Here is an 18591-nt window from a genome sequence, read left to right as displayed (position 1 = left end):
TGAGGCACCTCCGAAAATCCGGAGGTGCCTCACCTGCTGTTTTGGCTGTCGGGGTGGCGGGATTTGAACCCACGACCTCTTCGTCCCGAACGAAGCGCGCTGCCAAGCTGCGCCACACCCCGATGTCGTTGTTCCGGTCTCTGCTGTTCTGCAGGTCGCGGCGACGTCGTTTACTTTAGCGGACTGTCGGCCTGAGACGAAATCCGGTTTTCGGCAGCCCGCTGTGCTGGGCTTCAGGGGGCCACGGGCGCCAGCGTCAGCAGGGTCGCCTCGGGCGGGCAGGCGAAGCGGACCGGGGTGTAGCGGTTGGTGCCGCAGCCCGCCGAGACGTGGAGGTAGGACGTGTTGCCCTCCGCCTCGTGCGTGGACAGGCCCTTCACGCGGTCCGTGTCCAGGTCACAGTTGGTGACGAGGGCCCCGTAGAAGGGGATGCAGAGCTGGCCGCCGTGGGTGTGGCCCGCGAGGACCAGCGGGTAGCCGTCCGCGGTGAAGGCGTCCAGGGTGCGCAGGTACGGGGCGTGCACGACGCCCATCGAGAAGTCCGGGCCCTCCAGGGGGCCGCCGGCCACCTCCGCGTACCGGTCGCGCTTGATGTGCGGGTCGTCCAGGCCGGTGAGGCCGATCTCCACGCCCGCCACCTTCAGCGAGCCCCGGGTGTTCGTGAGGTTCTGCCAGCCGGCCGCGTCGAAGCCCTCGCGCAGGTCCTCCCACGGGTTGTGGATGGCGCCGACGATGGGCGCGTTGCCGTTCAGCCCGTGCTTGCCCGAGATCTGCTGCTTCAGGTAGCGGGCTGGGTTGAGGAGCTTGGGGCCGTAGTAGTCGTTGGACCCGAAGACGTACGCGCCGGGGAACTCCATCAGCGGGCCGAGCGCGTCGAGGACCTCGGGGACGCCCTCCGTGTCGGACAGGTTGTCGCCCGTGTTGATGACGAAGTCGGGGCGGAGTCCGGCCAGCGACTGCAGCCAGCGGCGCTTCTTGTTCTGCCCGCTCACCATGTGGATGTCGGAGACCTGGAGCACCCGCAGCGGGCGCATCCCCGCAGGCAGGACCGGGATCGTGACCCGTCGCAGGCGGAAGGAGCGGGCCTCGAAGCCCGCCGAGTAGATCAGCCCGGCGGCGCCCGCCGCCGCGATGCCTGCCGTCACCTTCAGAGAGGCCTTCAGGGGATTCCCGTATCGCGCGCGCATGGGTCCCATCGTGTCAGACCCGCCCTGCCCCGGAAATCCGCGGGCGTCGGGCCTCCGGCACCTGCGACAATCAAGTCATGACCACGCTCAAGTCGAAGTTGCAGGACGACCTCAACGCCGCGATCAGGGAGCGCGATGAGCTCCGCTCCTCGACGCTCCGGCTGACCCTCTCCGCGATCACCAATCAGGAAGTCGCGGGCACGGAGAAGCGTGAGCTGAGCGACGACGAGGTGCAGAAGGTGATCGCCAAGGAGGCGAAGAAGCGCCGCGAGGCGGCCGAGGCCTTCGAGAAGGCGGGCCGCGCCGAGTCCGCGAGCCGCGAGGAGGCGGAGGGCGTGGTGCTCGCCGAGTACCTGCCGCAGCAGCTGTCCGACGCCGAGCTCGAGCAGATCGTCGCGCAGGCGGTCGAGGAGGCGAAGGCGGCCGGCGCCGAGGGGCCGAAGGCCATGGGCCAGGTCATGAAGATCGTGAAGCCGAAGGTCGCGGACCGCGCCGAGGGCGGCCGCGTGGCCTCCACGGTCAAGCGCCTCCTGGCGGGCTGAGCTCCGCTACGAACGGCCCGGGCACGAACGAAGAAGAGGGCGCATCCCGTGTGGGGTGCGCCCTCTTCTTCGTGTCAGTCGTGTCAGGGGGTACGTAGGGGGTGCGGGGGCCTTAGCGGCCCCAGCCGCCCCCGTGTCCGTTCCCATTCCCGTTCCCGTTTCCGCCGATCAGGTCCGGCGGGATCGAGATGTCGGGCAGCGGGTCGGTGTCGCCGTTGCCGCCGTCGTCCCCGGGCTCGGGCTTGTCGCCCTTGTCCCTGCCCTTGTCCTTCTTCTTGTCCGGGTCCGGGATGTTCACCTTGTTGAAGGTGGGCGCGTCCCGGCCGGACAGCGCGCCGGTCATCGCGTCCCGCCAGATCGGACCCGGCGTATCGGCGCCGAAGACCTTCTCGTGGGGTACGCCGCCGATGGTGATGTTGGTCATCGGTACGTTCTGCATGGCGCTGCCGACCCAGACGGCGCCGGACAGGTTCGGCGTGTAGCCGGCGAACCAGGCGTTCTTACGGCCGTCGGTGGTACCGGTCTTGCCCGCGTTGTCCCGCCCGCTGAGGCCCGCCGTCTTGCCCGTACCGGAGTCGATCACGCCACTGAGCAGCGTATTGATCTTGTCGGCGGTCGACTGCGACATCGCGCGCGAGCACTTCGACTTCGGCACGTCGAGCGCCTTGCCGTTGGGGTCGGTGATCGAGTCGATGGCGACGGGCGTGCAGTACGTGCCGCGGTTGGCGAACGCCGCGTACGCGGAGGCCATCGTCAGCGGCGAGAGGCCCGTCGAGCCGAGGGTCATCGACGAGGGCACCTCGTCGACCTTCTTGCCGTTGCCCTGCACCACGCCCAGCTTGTCGGTCATCTTCACGACCGGGCACATGCCGATGTCGCCGATCATCTGCACGAAGTACGTGTTGATGGACTTGGCCATCGCCTCCTTGAGGCGATACGGCCCGACCTCCGACTCGTTCTCGTTCTCCAGCTTGTAGCCGCCGTCGTTGACCCACGGCTTGCCGCTGCACGTCTGGACCCGGCTCGGGTACGGCATTTGGTACGGCGCCGGGTACTGCTTCGTCACCGACGTGCCCTTCTCCAGGGCCGCGGCCGCCACGAACGGCTTGAACGTCGAACCGGTCGGGAAGCCGAGGTTGGAGCCGCCGTCCCGGTAGTTGACCGAGTAGTTCATCTCGGCCTCGTTCTTGCTGACGTCGGAGCCGTACGGCTTGGACTGGCCCATGCCGAGGACCTTGCCCGTGCCCGGCTCGACGAACGCGCCCGCCGCGTCGACCTTGTCCGTCTTGTAGACGTGCTCCTTGACGGAGGAGTCCACCGCCTCCTGCGTCTGCGGGTCGAGCGTCGTCTTCACCGTCAGGCCGCCGCGGTTCCAGATCTTGGCGCGCTCCTCGGACGTCTTGCCGAAGGCCGGGGTGTTGAGGAAGGCGTTCCTGACGTAGTCGCAGAAGAACGCCGCGCCATGCTGCGCCGTGATGCAGCCGTTCTGCGGCCTGCTGACCTTCAGGCCGATCGGTGTCTCCTTGGCCTTGTCGGCCTCCGCCTGCGTGATGTCGTGCGTCTCCGCCATCCGCTGCAGCACGATGTTGCGCCGCTTCTTCGCCTCGGCCTCGTCGTTGACGGGGTCGTAGCGGCTGGGGGACTGCACGATGCCGGCGAGCATCGCCGACTCCTGGATGTTCAGGTCCTTGGCCGGCTTGGAGAAGTAGCGCTGGGCCGCGGCCTCGACGCCGTACGCCTGCTGCCCGAAGTACGTGATGTTCAGGTAGTTGTTGAGGATCTTCTTCTTGCCGACCTCGTTCTCCACCTGGATCGCGTACTTCAGCTCCTTGACCTTGCGGCCGATGGTCTGCTGAGTCGCCTGCGCCAGCTTGGTCGGGTCGTCGCCCGCCTCTTCCATGAAGACGTTCTTCACGTACTGCTGGGTGAGGGTGGAGGCGCCCTGCGAGACGCCGCCGTTCTGCGCGTTGGCGTTGATCGCGCGCAGGATGCCCTTCGCGTCGACGGCGCCGTGCTCGTAGAACCGCGAGTCCTCGATCGCGACGATCGCCTTCTGCATGTACGGCGAGATGTCGTCGAGCTTCACGACCGTGCGGTCGCGCGAGTAGACGGTCGCGATCTTCCCGCCCTCGTTGTCCAGGATCGTCGTGCGCTGGCTCAGCGGCGGGGTCTTCAACGTCGCCGGGATCTCGTCGAATCCCTCGACCGAGCCCTTGGCCGCGAGGCCGAGCGCGCCTGCCGCGGGCAGGGCGATGCCTGCCAGCACGGCGCCGGCGAGCACGCTGACTCCGAGGAACTTGGCGGCCTGTTGGGCCGGCGACGTACCGCCGCCACCGCCCGAGCGCTTCTTTCCCATACGGGGCAGCCTACGTGTCGATTCTCCGGACAGCCGTATATGCCTTGGCCTAAGCTGCACTCAACTGTCACAGCAGTGCGGTCTCGTATCAAGATGCGGGACGACCCCGAATCGTTCCCGGTACGTATGAAGTGCCTCTTGTAGTCATTCCCGGACCCTTTAGCGCGGCTTCGCGTAGGGCTCAGGGGGTGTCCGACTTCGCCTTGTGTGTCACTCGACGCCCGTTGTGACTCAAGTGAACTGTCCTGGTTTGCCGGGGTTATTACGCATGTCCCTCGGTCACTCCGTCGGGTGATCTGCCGCTCACGCATAGTCCGTTCGGACCATTCAAGATTGGGCCCGAAGGGGGTGTTGCGCTGTGCCCACCTTCCGTAACGTCCTCAACTGGCGGCGGTGAATATGCCGCTGCCGCCGTGGGGGAGCCTCGATTCGGGAGAGGACGGCGCCGGTATGGGCTGGGTAGTCGACTGGAGTGCGCAGGCGGCCTGCCGCACTACCGATCCGGACGAACTGTTCGTTCAAGGAGCAGCGCAGAACCGGGCGAAGGCGGTGTGCACGGGATGCCCCGTGCGGACCGAGTGCCTGGCGGACGCGCTCGACAATCGCGTCGAGTTCGGCGTGTGGGGTGGCATGACGGAGCGGGAGCGGCGCGCGTTGCTGCGCAGGCGTCCGACCGTCACCTCATGGCGCACGCTGCTTGAGACGGCGCGTACGGAGTACGAGCGCGGCGCGGGCCTGCTGCCCGTGGAACTGGAGAACGACGAGACGTACGAGAGGTACGCGGCCGTCGGCTAGCCGGCGCGCGCACCACTGTCCGTCGGAACTGTCGGGGCTGTCAGGTCCGTCGGAACCGTCCGTCGAACCACGGACGTACGGCTCAAGCTCCGGCCGGAGTGCCACCGGCCGCGAGCCGTTCTCCGATGTCCCTGAGGCCTGCCAGGTCGTGTACGTCACCGGGCAGGGCCGCGACCTCGGTCACGGCGACCTCGGGATGCAGCGCGGTGAAGCGGTCACGCGTGCGCTGTTCGCGCGCGACCATCTGCATGCGCTCCGCGTGCAACCGCAGCAGTCCCGCGGTCAGTTGCTCGATGCCGGGCTCGGCCGTGGGGTCGGCCCCGGATGTCTCGGGGGATGCCTCGAAGGGCGCTTCGGAAGATGATTCGGGGGGTGCCTCGGGAGTGGCACGACCCTCTTCCTTCCCGCCCGTCTGATCCACAATGCGGCGCTCGTCAAGATTTTCTGCGGCGGCAAGCGCCCGCTCGGCCGAGAGCCGGCTCGCGCCGCTGCCGTGCACCCGGTTCAGTACGAGCCCGGCCAGCGGCATCTTCTCCGCGGCCAGCCGCTCCACGAAGTACGCGGCCTCGCGCAGCGCGTCCCGCTCGGGCGCGGCGACCACGAGGAACGCGGTGCCGGGCGCCTGCAGCAGCTTGTACGTGGCGTCCGCGCGCGTGCGGAAACCGCCGAACGTCGTGTCCATCGCGGCCACGAACGTCTGCACGTCGCGCAGGAGTTGACCGCCGAGCAGCTTGCCGAGCGTGCCGGTCATCATCGACATCCCGACGTTCAGGAACTTCATGCCCGCGCGTCCGCCGAGCTTCGCCGGGGCCATGAGGAGCCGGATCAGCTTCCCGTCCAGGAACGAGCCGAGCCGCTGCGGCGCGTCCAGGAAGTCGAGCGCGGAGCGGGACGGCGGGGTGTCGACGACGATCAGGTCCCACTCGTCGCGGGACCTGAGCTGCCCCAGCTTCTCCATCGCCATGTACTCCTGCGTGCCCGCGAAGCCCGCCGAAAGCGACTGGTAGAAGGGGTTGTTCAGGATCGCCTTCGCGCGCTCCTCGTCCGCGTGCGCCTCGACGATCTCGTCGAACGTGCGCTTCATGTCGAGCATCATCGCGTGCAGCTCGCCGCCCGCGGAGTCGTCGAAGTCCTTCACCCGGCGCGGGGTGTTGTCCAGCGAGTCGATGCCCATGGACTGGGCGAGCCTGCGGGCCGGGTCGATGGTCAGAACGACGACCTTGCGGCCGCGCTCGGCGGCGCGCAGCCCGAGGGCGGCGGCCGTGGTGGTCTTGCCGACGCCGCCGCTGCCGCAGCACACCACGATGCGGGTCTGCGGGTCGTCGAGCAGCGGGTCCACGTCGAGCGTGCCCTCAGGGGTCAGCGTCATGAATGGCGTCCCGTCGAATGGCGTCCGGTCATGAATGGCGTCCTGTCCTGGATGCGGTTCCCTGAAGCTCCTGGATCCCTTGCTGTCGCAGTTCCTCGGCGAGCGTGTAGAGCCCCGAGAGGTCGAGGCCCTCGGTGAGCAACGGCAGCTCGTGCAGCGGCAGGCCCGCCTCGGCGAGCTGGTCGCGCTGGGCGCGCTCCAGGGCGTAACGCTCGGCGTACTCCCCGGCCTGCGCGAGCAGCGGGCCGACGAGCCGCTTGGCGCTGCCGAGCCCGGCGGCCGTCAGGGCCTCGGTGACCGCGGGCCGGACCTCGCCGTCGGAGGTCAGCGCCAGGGCGGGTTCCCCGAGAAGCGCGGGTCGCACCATGTTCACCATGATCCGTCCGACGGGCAGCTTCGCGGCGCGCAGCTCGGCGACCCCGTCGAGGGTCTCCTGCACCGGCATCTCCTCGAGGAGGGTCACCAAGTGCACCGCGGTCTCACGGGACTTGAGGACCCGCATCACCGCCTGCGCCTGATTGTGTATCGGGCCCATCTTGGCGAGCCCGGCCACCTCGTCGTTCACGTTCAGGAACCGGGTGATGCGGCCGGTGGGCGGCGCGTCCATGACGACGTAGTCGTACACGTAGGCGCCCTGCTTGTCCTTCCGCCTGACCGCCTCGCACGCCTTGCCCGTCAGGAGTACGTCCCGCAGGCCCGGTGCGATGGTGGTCGCGAAGTCGATCGCGCCCAGCTTCTTCAGGGCGCGGCCCGCGCCACCCAGCTTGTAGAACATCTGGAGGTAGTCCAGAAGCGCCAGTTCGGGATCGATGGCGAGGGCGAACACCTCCCCGCCACCGGGCGCGACGGCGATCTTCCGCTCCTCGTAGGGGAGCGCTTCCGTCTCGAAGAGCTGTGCGATGCCCTGTCTGCCCTCCACCTCCACAAGGAGAGTGCGCTTTCCCTCGGTCGCGAGGGCGAGCGCGAGTGCAGCGGCGACCGTGGTCTTTCCGGTCCCGCCCTTGCCGCTGACGACCTGGAGCCTGCTCACGTATTCGAGCCTAACCAGTACATCGGACATCCACGCAGCAGCCTCCGGAACGCTTCGGCCATGTCCGGACGGATACAGTCGGCCCCATGGCAAAGAAGTGGGAATACGCGACCGTGCCGCTCCTCGTGCACGCGACGAAGCAGATCCTGGACACCTGGGGCGAGGACGGCTGGGAGCTGGTCCAGGTCGTGCCGGGGCCGAACAACCCCGAGCAGCTGGTGGCGTACTTGAAGCGGGAGAAGGCCGCATGAGCGGGCAGGTGGAGGCGCGGCTCACCGAGCTGGGCCTGACCCTGCCGCCCGTCGTCCCCCCGGTCGCCGCGTACCAGCCGGCCGTGCAGTCCGGCGTGTACGTGTACACGGCGGGGCAGCTGCCCATGGTCGACGGCAAGCTGCCGCTGACCGGCAAGGTCGGCGACGAGGTCACCGACGAGCAGGCCAAGGACCTGGCCCGCACCTGCGCGCTGAACGCGCTCGCGGCGGTCAAATCCGTCGCCGGTGACCTGGACCGCATCGCGCGTGTCGTGAAGGTCGTCGGCTTCGTGGCCTCCGCCACGGACTTCACCGGCCAGCCCGGCGTCATCAACGGCGCGAGCGAGCTGCTCGGCGAGGTCCTCGGTGACAAGGGCGTGCACGCGCGCAGCGCCGTGGGCGTGGCCGTGCTGCCGCTGGACGCGCCGGTCGAGGTGGAGATCCAGGTGGAGCTCACCTCCGAGGCCTGAACTGCCGTTCTCGTACGAGAGGCCGTCCACGATCTTCGTCGTGGGCGGCCTCTCGAACATCCGGCCGTCAGCAGTTAGCCTCCGGCCATGGCAAATGGGCAGTGGTATCCCCCAGAGTGGCCGGAACGCATCCGTGCCCTCGCCGCCGGCACGCTCACACCCGCGACTCCGCGCCGCGCGGCCACCGTGATGCTGCTCAGAGACGCCTCCCCCGGTGGCCCCGAGGTGCACATGCTCCGCAGACGTACGTCGATGAAGTTCGCGGCGGGCGCCTACGCGTATCCGGGCGGCGGCGTCGACCCGCGCGACGACGACCGGCTGGTCCGCTGGGCCGGTCCTTCGCTCCAGGTGTGGGCCGAGCGGCTCGGGGTGCCGGAGCGGGAGGCCCAGGCGATCGTCTGCGCCGCCGTGCGGGAGACGTTCGAGGAGGCGGGTGTGCTGCTCGCCGGGCCGACCCCGGACACCGTCGTCGACGACACGACGGGCGAGCAGTGGCAGGCCGACCGGCAGGCGCTGATCGACCGGGACCTGTCCTTCGCCGGGTTCCTGGAGAACCGCGGCCTGGTGCTGCGCTCCGATCTGCTCGGCGCGTGGGCCCGCTGGATCACCCCCGAGTTCGAACCGCGCCGCTACGACACGTGGTTCTTCGTGGCCGCGCTCCCGGCGGGCCAGCGCACCAGCGACGACTCCTCCGAGGCCGACCGGACGGTGTGGATCATGCCGGGGCGGGCCGCGGCGTCGTACGACCGGGGCGAGCTGACGATGATGCCGCCGACGATCGCGACGCTGCGCACCCTGGAGGCGTACGACGACGTGCGCGGCGCCCTCGCGGGGGCGCAGGGGCGCGATCTCACTCCCGTACTCGCACAGGCGCGCATGGAGGACGACGAGCTGGTGCTGTCCTGGCCGGGACACGACGAGTTCACCAAGCACATCCCGACCGGCGGACAGGGCCGGAACGGGCAGAACGGGGGAACCTCCGCATGACCGAAGCAGCCGCCCTCCCGGGCCAGCCGCGCGGCGGGGTCTTCACGGGCCCCGCCACCGCCCGCGCGGTGAACGTCCTGGCGCCGAACCCGTCCGCGATGACCCTCGACGGCACCAACACCTGGATCGTCGCCGAACCGGACAGCGACCTCGCCGTCGTCATCGACCCGGGCCCGCTGGACGATGCCCACCTGCACGCGGTCATGGACGTCGCCGAGAAGGCGGGCAAGCGGGTCGCGCTCACCCTCCTCACGCACGGGCACCCGGATCACGCCGAAGGGGCGGGCCGGTTCGCCGAGTTGACCGGGACGAAGGTGCGGGCGCTCGACCCGGCGCTGCGGCTCGGCGACGAGGGCCTGGCCGCCGGTGACGTGATCACCACGGGGGGCCTGGAGCTGCGCGTCGTACCGACCCCTGGCCACACCGCCGACTCCCTCTGCTTCCACCTCCCCGCCGACCAGGCGGTGTTGACGGGCGACACGATCCTCGGGCGCGGCACGACGGTGGTCGCCCACCCGGACGGCCGCCTCGGCGACTACCTGGACTCGCTGCGCCGACTGCGCTCCCTGACGGTCGACGACGGCGTGCACACGGTCCTGCCGGGCCACGGCCCGGTCCTGGAGGACGCCCAGGGCGCCGTCGAGTTCTACCTGGCCCACCGCGCGGGCCGCCTCGCCCAGGTGGAAACAGCCGTCGAGAACGGCTACGTGTCCGCCCCCGACGTCGTGACGCACGTGTACGCGGACGTGGACCGCTCGCTTTGGCCAGCGGCGGAACTTAGCGTGAGGGCGCAGTTGGACTATCTGCGGGAGCACGGCTTGATCTAGAGCGGAGGTTCAGGCTTCCGCGGGGCCTGAGCAAATCAAGCCCCCGCGGCGATTGAGCGGCGGGGTCCGGGGCGGAGCCCCGATCTTTTCAGCCCGCTCTTCGGACGAGAGCCCGCGGGGTCCGGGGCAGAGCCCCGCGACCGCAACCACGCCGGGGCCAAGGCCGCGGGGCTCCGCAACTCACTCGCCGCCAGGCCCCACCCACCCCACGCCAAGCGCAGCGAGCCGCCGCGGATCCGCGATGATGTCGACCCCGACGACCAGGCCCTCCCGGAACGTGAAGCCGAGTACCGCGACGACCTGGCCGCGAGGCGCCTGCACGATGCCCAGGCCGTCGCCGACGAACGCCGGGTACGCCGCCTGCGCCAGCTTCCCGTAGAACGCGGCCTGCTTGGCCACGGCCAGGTTGCCCCGCAGCAGCCCGGAGGCCGTGCCGCTGCCCGCGTCGACCCGCAACAGGACGTCCGGGTCGAGGAGTTCCAGCAGCGCCTCGAAGTCGCCCACGCGCGTGGCGGCCAGCCAGGCACGGACGACCTCGCGCTGCCGCGCCAGCGGGGTGTTCCGGGGCGCGGTCGCACCCTGCACACGGCGCCGCGCCCTGCTCGCCATCTGCCGGGTCGCCGCGGGCGTGCGCTCCACGATGGGGGCGAGCTCCTCGAACGGCACGGCGAACATGTCGTGCAGCACGAAGGCGAGGCGTTCGGCGGGCGCGAGCGTGTCCAGCACGACGAGCAGCGCCAGCCCTACGGAGTCCGCGAGTTCGGCCTCGTGAACGGGGTCGGCGGGCCGGATCACCGGGTCGGGGACACGGGTCTCCGCGGGCCCGAGCGCCGCGTGCTCGAAGGGCTCCTCGCGGCGCGCCGTGCGGGAGCGCAGCATGTCCAGGCAGATCCGCCCGACGACGGTCGTCAGCCAGCCGCTCAGGTTCCGTACCTCGTCCGTATCCGCCCGCTGGAGCCGCAGCCACCCCTCCTGGACGGCGTCCTCGGCCTCACTCAGCGAACCGAGCATCCGGTACGCCACGGCACGCAGCCGCCCGCGCTCCTCCTCGAAACGGGTGACGAGATCGGGCGGCTGTGTCATGAACGGCTCCCAAATGTGCTTCTACGTAGACGGGTCCCGCCACGAGGTGTGGCGGGACCCGATCTACGTAAGCGTGTCGTGGTGTCAGCGAGAGCGCTTCGCGAGGCGCTCCACGTCCAGGAGGATCACGGCACGGGCCTCCAGGCGGAGCCACCCGCGGCCCGCGAAGTCCGCGAGCGCCTTGTTGACCGTCTCGCGGGAGGCGCCGACCAGCTGGGCCAGCTCTTCCTGCGTCAGGTCGTGCACGACGTGGATGCCCTCCTCGGACTGCACGCCGAAGCGGCGCGACAGGTCGAGGAGCGCACGGGCCACACGGCCGGGCACGTCGGAGAAGACGAGGTCGGACATCTGGTCGTTGGTCTTGCGCAGGCGCCGGGCGACGGCGCGCAGCAGCGCCGTGGCCACCTCGGGCCGGGCGCTGAGCCAGGGCTGGAGGTCGCCGTGGCCGAGACCGAGCAGCTTGACCTCGGTGAGGGCGCTGGCGGTGGCGGTGCGCGGGCCCGGGTCGAACAGCGACAGCTCGCCGATCAGCTCGCCGGGGCCGAGGACGGCGAGCATGTTCTCGCGCCCGTCGGGGGAAGTGCGGTGGAGCTTCACCTTGCCCTCGGTGACCACGTACAGGCGGTCTCCGGGGTCGCCCTCGTGGAACAGGGCGTCGCCGCGTGCGAGGGTCACCTCACTCATGGAGGCGCGGAGCTCCGCGGCCTGCTCGTCATCGAGCGCCGCGAAGAGCGGGGCGCGCCGCAGAACGTCGTCCACGAGTTTCTCTCCTATGTCGCCTGCATCGGGAAGGGACCCGATCGAATCGACCGGATCGCCCCGGTTGTCGATCATTTCCACTGCCCATTTTGCCGGACGGTCCAAACAGTGTGATCAGTCACTCGTACACAAGTCTGCCGCACCCGCGCCACAACCCGAGGGGGAGGGGGCCAATCGTGGAGCGATCCGTCGGCTTCGGGGCGGATGTCAGTGCCGGGCTTTAGGCTGGCCGGGTGTTCAAAAAGCCGGTGAGAGCGCAGGCGAAGGGGGTTGTGGCGGTGGTGAGTGACCTTGATTCCGCTGTCGGCGAACAGTGGCAGAAAGGTGCCCCCGAGGCCGTGACCCGAGGCTCGCGGACGGCGCCGGTGAGCAAGATCGGGGCCGCGCCCGTACTCAAGTCCGTGTCCGCACAGGGGAAGGCCGCCTAGCGATGTCCGCGCCCGCGAAGAAGTCCGCCGCGAAGGCGGCCACCTCGAAGAAGACGGCCCCGAAGACGGCCCCCGCGAAGGCGGCCGCGCCGAAGAAGGCCGCCCCGAAGAAGGTCGCTACGAAGGCGGCCGCCGCTCCGAAGAAGTCCGCCGCGAAGGCCGCCGCCCCGAAGCAGACGACCGCCGCGAAGAAGACCGCCGCCACGAAGACCGCCGCCCCGAAGGCTGGCGCGCGCCCCGAGTCGCACACCGCGCTCGTCCGTCGCGCCCGGAAGATCAACCGCGAGCTCGCGGAGGTGTACCCGTACGCCCACCCGGAGCTGGACTTCGAGAACGCCTTCCAGCTCCTGGTGGCCACGGTCATGTCGGCCCAGACGACGGACCTGCGGGTCAATCAGACGACGCCGGCCCTGTTCGCGAAGTACCCGACCCCCGAGGACCTGGCCGCGGCCAACCCGGAGGAGGTCGAGGAGCTGATCCGGCCGACCGGCTTCTTCCGCGCCAAGACGCGCTCGATCATGGGCCTGGCCAAGGCGCTCAGCGAGGACTTCGGCGGCGAGGTGCCCGGCCGCCTCGAAGACCTGGTCAAGCTGCCCGGCGTGGGCCGCAAGACCGCCTTCGTGGTGCTCGGGAACGCGTTCGGGAGGCCCGGCATCACCGTCGACACGCACTTCGGCCGCCTGGTGCGCCGCTGGAAGTGGACCGACGAGACGGACCCCGACAAGGTCGAGCGGGCGATCGGCGAGCTGTTCCCGAAGAGCGAGTGGACCCAGCTCAGTCACAACGTGATCTTCCACGGCCGCCGCATCTGCCACTCCCGCAAGCCGGCCTGCGGCGCCTGCCCGATCGCCCCGCTCTGCCCGGCGTACGGGGAGGGCGAGACGGACCCGGACAAGGCGGAGAAGCTGCTCAAGTACGAGAAGGGCGGCTTCCCCGGCCAGCGCCTCAAGCCCCCGCGGTCCTATCTGGACGCGGGCGGCCTCCCGGCGCCGCCCCTGGCCGGCCGGGAGGCGTGACGGACCGCATCGGAGGGCAGCAGTCGGGGCTTGGCCCAGCACACCGCGAGGGGGCGGCGATGAAGCACGTGAGCGAGATCGGCGGGATGAGCGGCGGGGCGAAGGGGGCCGCCGGGGCGCACGGCACGGCGGGGGCGCACGGGCCGGGTGGCCCGCCTCCCTCCGACGTGACGCTCCGCACCGAGGGCCTGCCCGCCTGGCTGGACCCCGTGGCCCACGCCGCCGCCACGCTCCGCGGTGAGCAGCTCAGCCGCTTCCTGCCGCCGGAGAACGGGGCGGGGCGGCAGTCCGCCGTGCTGATCCTGTTCGGCGACGGGGAGCGCGGGCCCGAGCTGCTGCTCATGGAGCGCTCCGGCTCGCTCAGATCCCACGCGGGCCAGCCCTCCTTCCCCGGCGGCGCCCTCGACCCGGAGGACGGCGACCCGCTCGGTGACGGGCCGCTGCACGCCGCCCTGCGGGAGGCGTGGGAGGAGACGGGACTCGACCCGGGCGGCGTCCAGCTCTTCGGCGTGCTGCCGAAGCTGTACATCCCGGTGAGCAGCTTCGTCGTCACGCCCGTACTTGGTTGGTGGCGGGTGCCCTCACCCGTCGCGGCGGTCGACCCGGCGGAGACGGCGCGTGTCTTCACGGTCCCCGTGGCGGATCTCACGGACCCGGAGAACCGGGCGACGACGGTCCACCCGAGCGGCCACAAGGGCCCTGCCTTCCTGGTGGAGTCGGCTCTGGTCTGGGGGTTCACCGCGGGCGTGATCGACCGGCTGCTGCACTACGCGGGGTGGGAGCGCCCCTGGGACCGATCAAAGACGGTCCCACTCGATTGGCGGTCGTGACAGGGTGGGCGCCGTGAATCACGAGCAGGGGCCGACAGGGGCGAGGCGAGATGCAAGGCGGGGCGTGAATCGGTGAACGTGCTGGACTTCCTGCTGCTCGCAGCGGCCGTGTGGTTCGCGATCGTCGGCTACCGCCAGGGTTTCGTCGTCGGCATCCTGTCGGTGATCGGCTTCCTCGGTGGCGGCCTCGTCGCGGTCTACGCGCTGCCTCTCCTGTGGGACGCGATCACCAGTGACGCGGAGGTCACCACGACCGCCGCGGTCGTCGCCGTGGTCGTCGTGATCGTGTGCGCCTCCGTCGGGCAGGCCTTCACCACGCACTTGGGCAACAAGCTGCGCAGATACATCACTTGGTCCCCGGCCCGCGCGCTCGACGCGACGGGCGGCGCGGTGGTCAACGTGGCGGCGATGCTCCTGGTGGCCTGGCTGATAGGTTCCGCGCTGGCCGGCACCACCCTGCCCACGCTCGGCAAGGAAGTACGCAGTTCGAAGGTGCTGCTCGGCGTCTCGCAGGCGCTGCCCACGCAGGCGGACACATGGTTCGCGGACTTCTCCTCGACCCTCGCGCAGAACGGTTTCCCTCAGGTCTTCAGCCCGTTCGCGAACGAGCCGATCGCCGACGTGAAGCCGCCGGACCCGGCGCTCGCGGGCAGCCAGGTCGCGCGCAACGCGAAGCGGTCCATCGTCAAGGTCGTGGGCCAGGCGCCCAGTTGCGGCAAGGTCCTTGAGGGCACCGGCTTCGTCTTCTCCGACCGCCGCGTGATGACGAACGCGCATGTGGTCGGCGGCGTGGACGAGCCCACCGTCCAGATAGGTGGCGAGGGCGTGAAGTACGACGCGAAGGTCGTGCTCTACGACTGGAAGCGCGACATCGCGGTCCTGGACGTGCCGGCCCTGCAGGCGCCCCCGCTCCGGTTCACGGGCACCGACGCGCAGCGCGGCGGCGGCGCGATCGTCGCGGGCTTCCCGGAGAACGGCGCGTACGACGTCCGTCCCGCGCGCGTGCGCGGGCGCATCACGGCGAACGGCCCGGACATCTACCACCGGGGCACCGTGCGCCGCGACGTGTACTCGCTGTTCGCGACGGTCCGTCAGGGCAACTCGGGCGGACCGCTGCTCACTCCGGACGGCCAGGTCTACGGCGTGGTGTTCGCCAAGTCGCTCGACGACTCGGAGACGGGCTACGCGCTGTCCGGTGACGAGATCAGCACCGACATCGCGCGCGGCCGCGCGGCGAACCAGCAGGTCGACACGGACGCCTGCGCGCTGTAGCCGACCAGCTGTGGAACCAGCCGTAGAACCAGCTGTGGTACCCGGCCGGATCGCCGGGTACGGAAGGGCTGTTCAGCCCCGCCCGCCGTGCCGGATCCGCGCCGACACCCACCGGGCGCGGCGCCGCAGAATGCGAGGAATGCCCAGCCGGGGATCGTGCGCCGACCAGCCGTCAGGCGCTCCTCTCCGGGGAGAGCCCAGCGTCATCGCTGGGCGGCGATTGCGTGCTGCGTCACTGTAGTCGTGCGTCCAGCCCATACCCCGACGTGTGCCCCTGCCCCATGGTCGGTAACCGCCCTCACGCTCCCCAAAATGGCGTATGCGCCGGGCAATTGGCCGTTCGAAGCACAGGTGTTCCCCCTGCCGTTCCCGCCCCAAAACAGGGCTCACCGGTCCGGTTCGGGATCCTTCAACCAGTTGACCAGTTCCTTGGAGAACGCGGCCGGATCCTCCTCGTGCGGGAAGTGTCCGAGGCCGTCGAAGAGGCGCCAGCGGTAGGGGGCCTCCACGTACTCGCCCGAGCCCGCCGCGCTGCGCGTGCGCATCACCGGGTCGAGGGAGCCGTGCACGTGCAGCGTCGGCACCCGCACGGGGCGCTTCATCCGCCGGTTGAACTGGATCCCGTCGGGGCGCGCCAGGGAGCGCACCATCCACCGGTACGGCTCGATCGAGCAGTGCGCGGTCGACGGGATGCACATGGCCTGCCGGTACGTCTTCACCGTCGCGTCGTCGGGCTGGTGCGGCCCCGACCAGTCCCGGACCAGCTTGCCGACCAACTCGCCGTCGTTCGCGAGCAGCTGACGCTCGGGCAGCCAGGGGCGCTGGAAACCCCAGACGTACGAGCCCGAGCGCGACTGCCGGTAGTCCGCCAGCATCGCCGAGCGCCACCGGCGCGGATGCGGCATCGAGGAGACCACGAGCCGGCGCACCAGCTTGGGCCGCATCACGGCCGCGGTCCAGGCGAGATATCCGCCGAGGTCATGGCCGACGAGCGCCGCGTCGGGCTCGCCGAGCGAGCGCACCACTCCCGTGATGTCGAGCGCGAGGTTCGCCGGGTCGTAGCCCCGCGGCGTACGGTCGCTGCCGCCCACTCCGCGCAGGTCCATCGCCACGGCCCGGAAGCCCGCGTCGGCGAGCGCGGCGAGCTGGTGCCGCCACGTCCACCAGAACTGCGGGAAGCCGTGCAGGAGCAGGACCAGCGGCCCGTCCCCCATCTCGGCGATGTGGAAGCGCGCACCATTGGCCGCGACGTCCCGGTGGGTCACCTTGTGCCCGCCGGGAACGTCGAGGAGCACGAAGGACGCGGGCGGCTGGGCCGAAGGAGTGGCAGGGTCCGTCATGCAGACGAGCGTGCCACAGCCTCGATGGCCTTTGTGTCATGCCCGTCCGTGGTCACCTCACGGGGGTGCGGCTTGGCGTTCTGCAGTACGCCCGCCGACTCCTTGAACGAGGCGGCGGTCTTCTGCGGACCCTTGCCCTGCTTGGCCTTCTTGGCGAAGACGACGCCGACGAGCGCGAGCAGCAAGAAGATGACCACGCTCGCGGCGAAGGACAGCAGGAAGCACCAGGCCATGTTCCAGCCGCCGTCGCCGTTGAACCCGCCGGTCCACGCGTTGATCCCGTACGCGAGCGCGAAGCTCAGCATGGGCAGCGAGAAGGTCAGGACGACCACTCCCGCCATGAACGCGCCACCACTGGTCGCGCCGCGCTTCACGTCCTTCTTCAGCTGCGCCTTCGCAAGGGCGATCTCGTCGTGCACCAGCGCGGACATCTCGGCCGTCGCCGATGCGAACAGCTGGCCGACGCTGCGTTCGGCGCCGACCGGGTTGTCGTCGGGTGCGCTCATCGCGTACTCCCCTGTTCTTCTGTGGCTGCTTCGTATGCGCGTACTGCGCGGATTCTCCGTCAGATCATGCCGGACGCTCGTCCTCGCCGCCTGCCCCGGCCGCCACTTGCGCAAGCCTTCGGTGTTCCGCGGCTTTCCGCTCGTAGATCTCGGCCATCCGAAGGTGGTACTCCGGTTTGCCCTCCTCGTAGATGTCCGGGACCCCGGAGAGGTCCTCGTCGCGCTCCTCGTCCTCCCACAGGGCCCGGTACTTGGCGTTCCTGATCTTCAGCAGCACGCTGGAGATCACCGCCGCGATCAGCGAGCCCATCAGCACGGATGCCTTGATCTCGTCGGTCAGCAACGGGTCGTCCGTGAAGGCGAGTTCCCCGATGAGCAGCGAGACAGTGAAGCCGATTCCGGCGAGCGAGGCCACCGCGAACACATCCGGCCAGGCCAGCTCGTCGGAGAGCGAGGCCTTGGTGAACCGGGCGGTCAGCCACGTACCGCCGAAGATCCCGACGGCCTTGCCGACGACGAGACCCAGCACCACGCCCAAGGTCTCCGGCTTCGTGAATACGTCGCCCAGGGCCCCGCCCGACACCGCGACACCCGCGCTGAACAGCGCGAACAGCGGCACCGCGAGCCCGGCCGAGAGTGGCCGCACCAGGTGTTCGATGTGCTCGCCGGGCGACTGCTCCTCGCCCTCCTCCCGGTGGCAGCGCAGCATCAGGCCCATGGCGACACCGGCGATGGTGGCGTGGACGCCGCTGTTGTACATCAGCCCCCAGATGACCAGGGCGAGCGGTACGTAGATGTACCAGCCGCGCACCCGCTTCTTGAGGAGCAGCCAGAAGACGGCGAGGCCGAGGAACGCGCCGCCGAGCGCGGCGAAGTTCAGGTCGTCCGTGAAGAAGATCGCGATGATCAGGATCGCGAAGAGGTCGTCCACGACGGCGAGGGTGAGCAGGAACGCGCGCATGGCGCTCGGCAGCGAGGTGCCGATGACGGCGAGCACGGCGAGCGCGAAGGCGATGTCGGTGGCGGTCGGCACGGCCCAGCCGCTCATCGAGCCGCCGCCGACCCCGTTGACGATCACGTAGACGATCGCGGGTGTCGCCATGCCGCAGAGGGCGGCGACGACCGGCAGCGCGGCGGCCTTCGGATCGCGCAGATCACCGGCGACCAGCTCACGCTTGAGTTCGATGCCGGCGACGAAGAAGAAGATCGCGAGCAGCCCGTCGGCGGCCCAGTGCTCGATGGAGAGGTCGAGGCCGAGCGAGGCGGGCCCCAGGTGGAACCCGCTGACGGCCTCGTAGCTGTGGTGCAGGGCCGGGATGTTGGACCAGACGAGCGCGGCGATCGCCGCCACCAGGAGCAGGACGCCGCCGACCGTCTCGGTGCGCAGCGCGTCGGCCACGAAGGTCCGCTCGGGCAGCGAGAGCCGGCCGAGTGCCTTGCGGTCCTGCTTGTTCTTGGGCGCGCTCACGGATCAGACCTCCGGTCGGGTACGGCTGACTGCGTTGCCGACCAGACTTCCCGGCGCACCTATTGGATCTTTGTC

Annotated in this window: 18 protein-coding genes and 1 tRNA gene; 9 read left to right on the top strand and 10 right to left on the bottom strand. The window is 70.1% G+C overall.

Going from position 1 to position 18591, the window contains the following annotated elements; all coding sequences use genetic code 11:
* Window positions 1–48: 48 nt before the first annotated feature.
* Both ACYSUO_RS38685 and ACYSUO_RS38680 read right to left on the bottom strand, forming a co-directional pair.
* Window positions 49–122: transfer RNA gene (locus ACYSUO_RS38685), tRNA-Pro, on the bottom strand.
* Between the two features lie 111 nt (window positions 123–233).
* Window positions 234–1187: a metallophosphoesterase gene (locus ACYSUO_RS38680; RefSeq protein WP_461780892.1), complete on the bottom strand. Its 954-nt coding sequence runs from the start codon at window positions 1185–1187 to the stop codon at window positions 234–236.
* 77 nt (window positions 1188–1264) lie between these two features.
* Between ACYSUO_RS38680 and ACYSUO_RS38675 the strand changes: the two genes are divergently transcribed.
* Entirely contained in the window at window positions 1265–1729 is a 465-nt protein-coding gene (locus ACYSUO_RS38675; protein ID WP_461780891.1) for a GatB/YqeY domain-containing protein, read from the top strand.
* 112 nt (window positions 1730–1841) lie between these two features.
* Here ACYSUO_RS38675 and ACYSUO_RS38670 read toward each other — a convergent pair whose 3' ends face one another.
* A complete protein-coding gene (locus ACYSUO_RS38670; protein ID WP_461780890.1) occupies window positions 1842–4085 on the bottom strand; it encodes a transglycosylase domain-containing protein in 2244 nt (747 codons plus the stop codon).
* Between the two features lie 450 nt (window positions 4086–4535).
* Between ACYSUO_RS38670 and ACYSUO_RS38665 the strand changes: the two genes are divergently transcribed.
* Window positions 4536–4880, top strand: a complete 345-nt coding sequence (locus ACYSUO_RS38665; RefSeq protein WP_266711459.1) for a WhiB family transcriptional regulator — start codon at window positions 4536–4538, stop codon at window positions 4878–4880.
* A gap of 82 nt (window positions 4881–4962) precedes the next feature.
* On the opposite strand, the gene ACYSUO_RS38660 is transcribed toward ACYSUO_RS38665, so the two are convergent.
* Together ACYSUO_RS38660 and ACYSUO_RS38655 are read right to left on the bottom strand one after the other, a co-directional pair.
* Window positions 4963–6249, bottom strand: coding sequence for an ArsA family ATPase (locus tag ACYSUO_RS38660; protein WP_461780889.1), 1287 nt, complete (start codon window positions 6247–6249; stop codon window positions 4963–4965).
* Between the two features lie 28 nt (window positions 6250–6277).
* On the bottom strand, window positions 6278–7279 hold the full coding sequence (locus ACYSUO_RS38655) for an ArsA family ATPase (protein WP_461780888.1): 1002 nt from the start codon (window positions 7277–7279) through the stop codon (window positions 6278–6280).
* An 86-nt stretch (window positions 7280–7365) separates the two neighbouring features.
* Between ACYSUO_RS38655 and ACYSUO_RS38650 the strand changes: the two genes are divergently transcribed.
* From ACYSUO_RS38650 to ACYSUO_RS38635, 4 genes are all read left to right on the top strand, one after another.
* Window positions 7366–7530 (top strand): DUF4177 domain-containing protein, encoded by a 165-nt coding sequence (locus tag ACYSUO_RS38650; RefSeq protein ID WP_107498797.1) that lies wholly within the window; start codon window positions 7366–7368, stop codon window positions 7528–7530.
* Complete coding sequence (locus ACYSUO_RS38645; RefSeq protein ID WP_266711452.1) at window positions 7527–8000, top strand: RidA family protein; 474 nt, start codon at window positions 7527–7529, stop codon at window positions 7998–8000. The genes ACYSUO_RS38650 and ACYSUO_RS38645 overlap by 4 nt, the downstream gene beginning before the upstream one ends.
* A gap of 87 nt (window positions 8001–8087) precedes the next feature.
* Window positions 8088–8987, top strand: a complete 900-nt coding sequence (locus ACYSUO_RS38640; protein ID WP_461780887.1) for an NUDIX hydrolase — start codon at window positions 8088–8090, stop codon at window positions 8985–8987.
* Entirely contained in the window at window positions 8984–9814 is an 831-nt protein-coding gene (locus tag ACYSUO_RS38635; RefSeq protein WP_461780886.1) for an MBL fold metallo-hydrolase, read from the top strand. The genes ACYSUO_RS38640 and ACYSUO_RS38635 overlap by 4 nt, the downstream gene beginning before the upstream one ends.
* 180 nt (window positions 9815–9994) lie before the next feature.
* Here the strand turns inward: ACYSUO_RS38635 and ACYSUO_RS38630 are convergent, their stop codons facing one another.
* Together ACYSUO_RS38630 and ACYSUO_RS38625 are read right to left on the bottom strand one after the other, a co-directional pair.
* Entirely contained in the window at window positions 9995–10897 is a 903-nt protein-coding gene (locus ACYSUO_RS38630; protein ID WP_461780885.1) for a sigma-70 family RNA polymerase sigma factor, read from the bottom strand.
* Window positions 10898–10981: 84 nt separating this feature from the next.
* Window positions 10982–11656, bottom strand: a complete 675-nt coding sequence (locus tag ACYSUO_RS38625; protein WP_356387200.1) for a Crp/Fnr family transcriptional regulator — start codon at window positions 11654–11656, stop codon at window positions 10982–10984.
* Between the two features lie 430 nt (window positions 11657–12086).
* Here ACYSUO_RS38625 and nth point away from each other — a divergent pair, with 430 nt between their 5' ends.
* The 3 genes from nth to ACYSUO_RS38610 all read left to right on the top strand — a co-directional run bounded on the left by nth (window position 12087) and on the right by ACYSUO_RS38610 (window position 15202).
* Entirely contained in the window at window positions 12087–13100 is a 1014-nt protein-coding gene (nth, locus tag ACYSUO_RS38620) for an endonuclease III (RefSeq protein ID WP_461780884.1), read from the top strand.
* Window positions 13101–13159: 59 nt separating this feature from the next.
* On the top strand, window positions 13160–13930 hold the full coding sequence (locus ACYSUO_RS38615; protein WP_461780883.1) for an NUDIX hydrolase: 771 nt from the start codon (window positions 13160–13162) through the stop codon (window positions 13928–13930).
* 72 nt (window positions 13931–14002) lie between these two features.
* The gene (locus ACYSUO_RS38610) at window positions 14003–15202 is read left to right on the top strand and encodes a MarP family serine protease (protein WP_461780882.1); all 1200 of its coding nucleotides are present in this window, start codon (window positions 14003–14005) and stop codon (window positions 15200–15202) included.
* Window positions 15203–15588: 386 nt separating this feature from the next.
* Here ACYSUO_RS38610 and ACYSUO_RS38605 read toward each other — a convergent pair whose 3' ends face one another.
* The 3 genes from ACYSUO_RS38605 to nhaA form a co-directional block, all read right to left on the bottom strand.
* On the bottom strand, window positions 15589–16542 hold the full coding sequence (locus ACYSUO_RS38605; RefSeq protein WP_461780881.1) for an alpha/beta fold hydrolase: 954 nt from the start codon (window positions 16540–16542) through the stop codon (window positions 15589–15591).
* Complete coding sequence (locus ACYSUO_RS38600) at window positions 16539–17048, bottom strand: phage holin family protein (protein ID WP_461780880.1); 510 nt, start codon at window positions 17046–17048, stop codon at window positions 16539–16541. Before ACYSUO_RS38600 ends, ACYSUO_RS38605 begins: the two co-directional genes overlap by 4 nt.
* Window positions 17049–17112: 64 nt before the next feature.
* Window positions 17113–18516 (bottom strand): Na+/H+ antiporter NhaA, encoded by a 1404-nt coding sequence (nhaA, locus tag ACYSUO_RS38595; protein WP_461780879.1) that lies wholly within the window; start codon window positions 18514–18516, stop codon window positions 17113–17115.
* Window positions 18517–18591: the final 75 nt, after the last annotated feature.

Source organism: Streptomyces sp. UC4497 (assembly GCF_054871485.1).
Note: the sequence above shows the minus strand (reverse complement) of the source record. Positions and strands in the feature narration are given on the sequence as shown.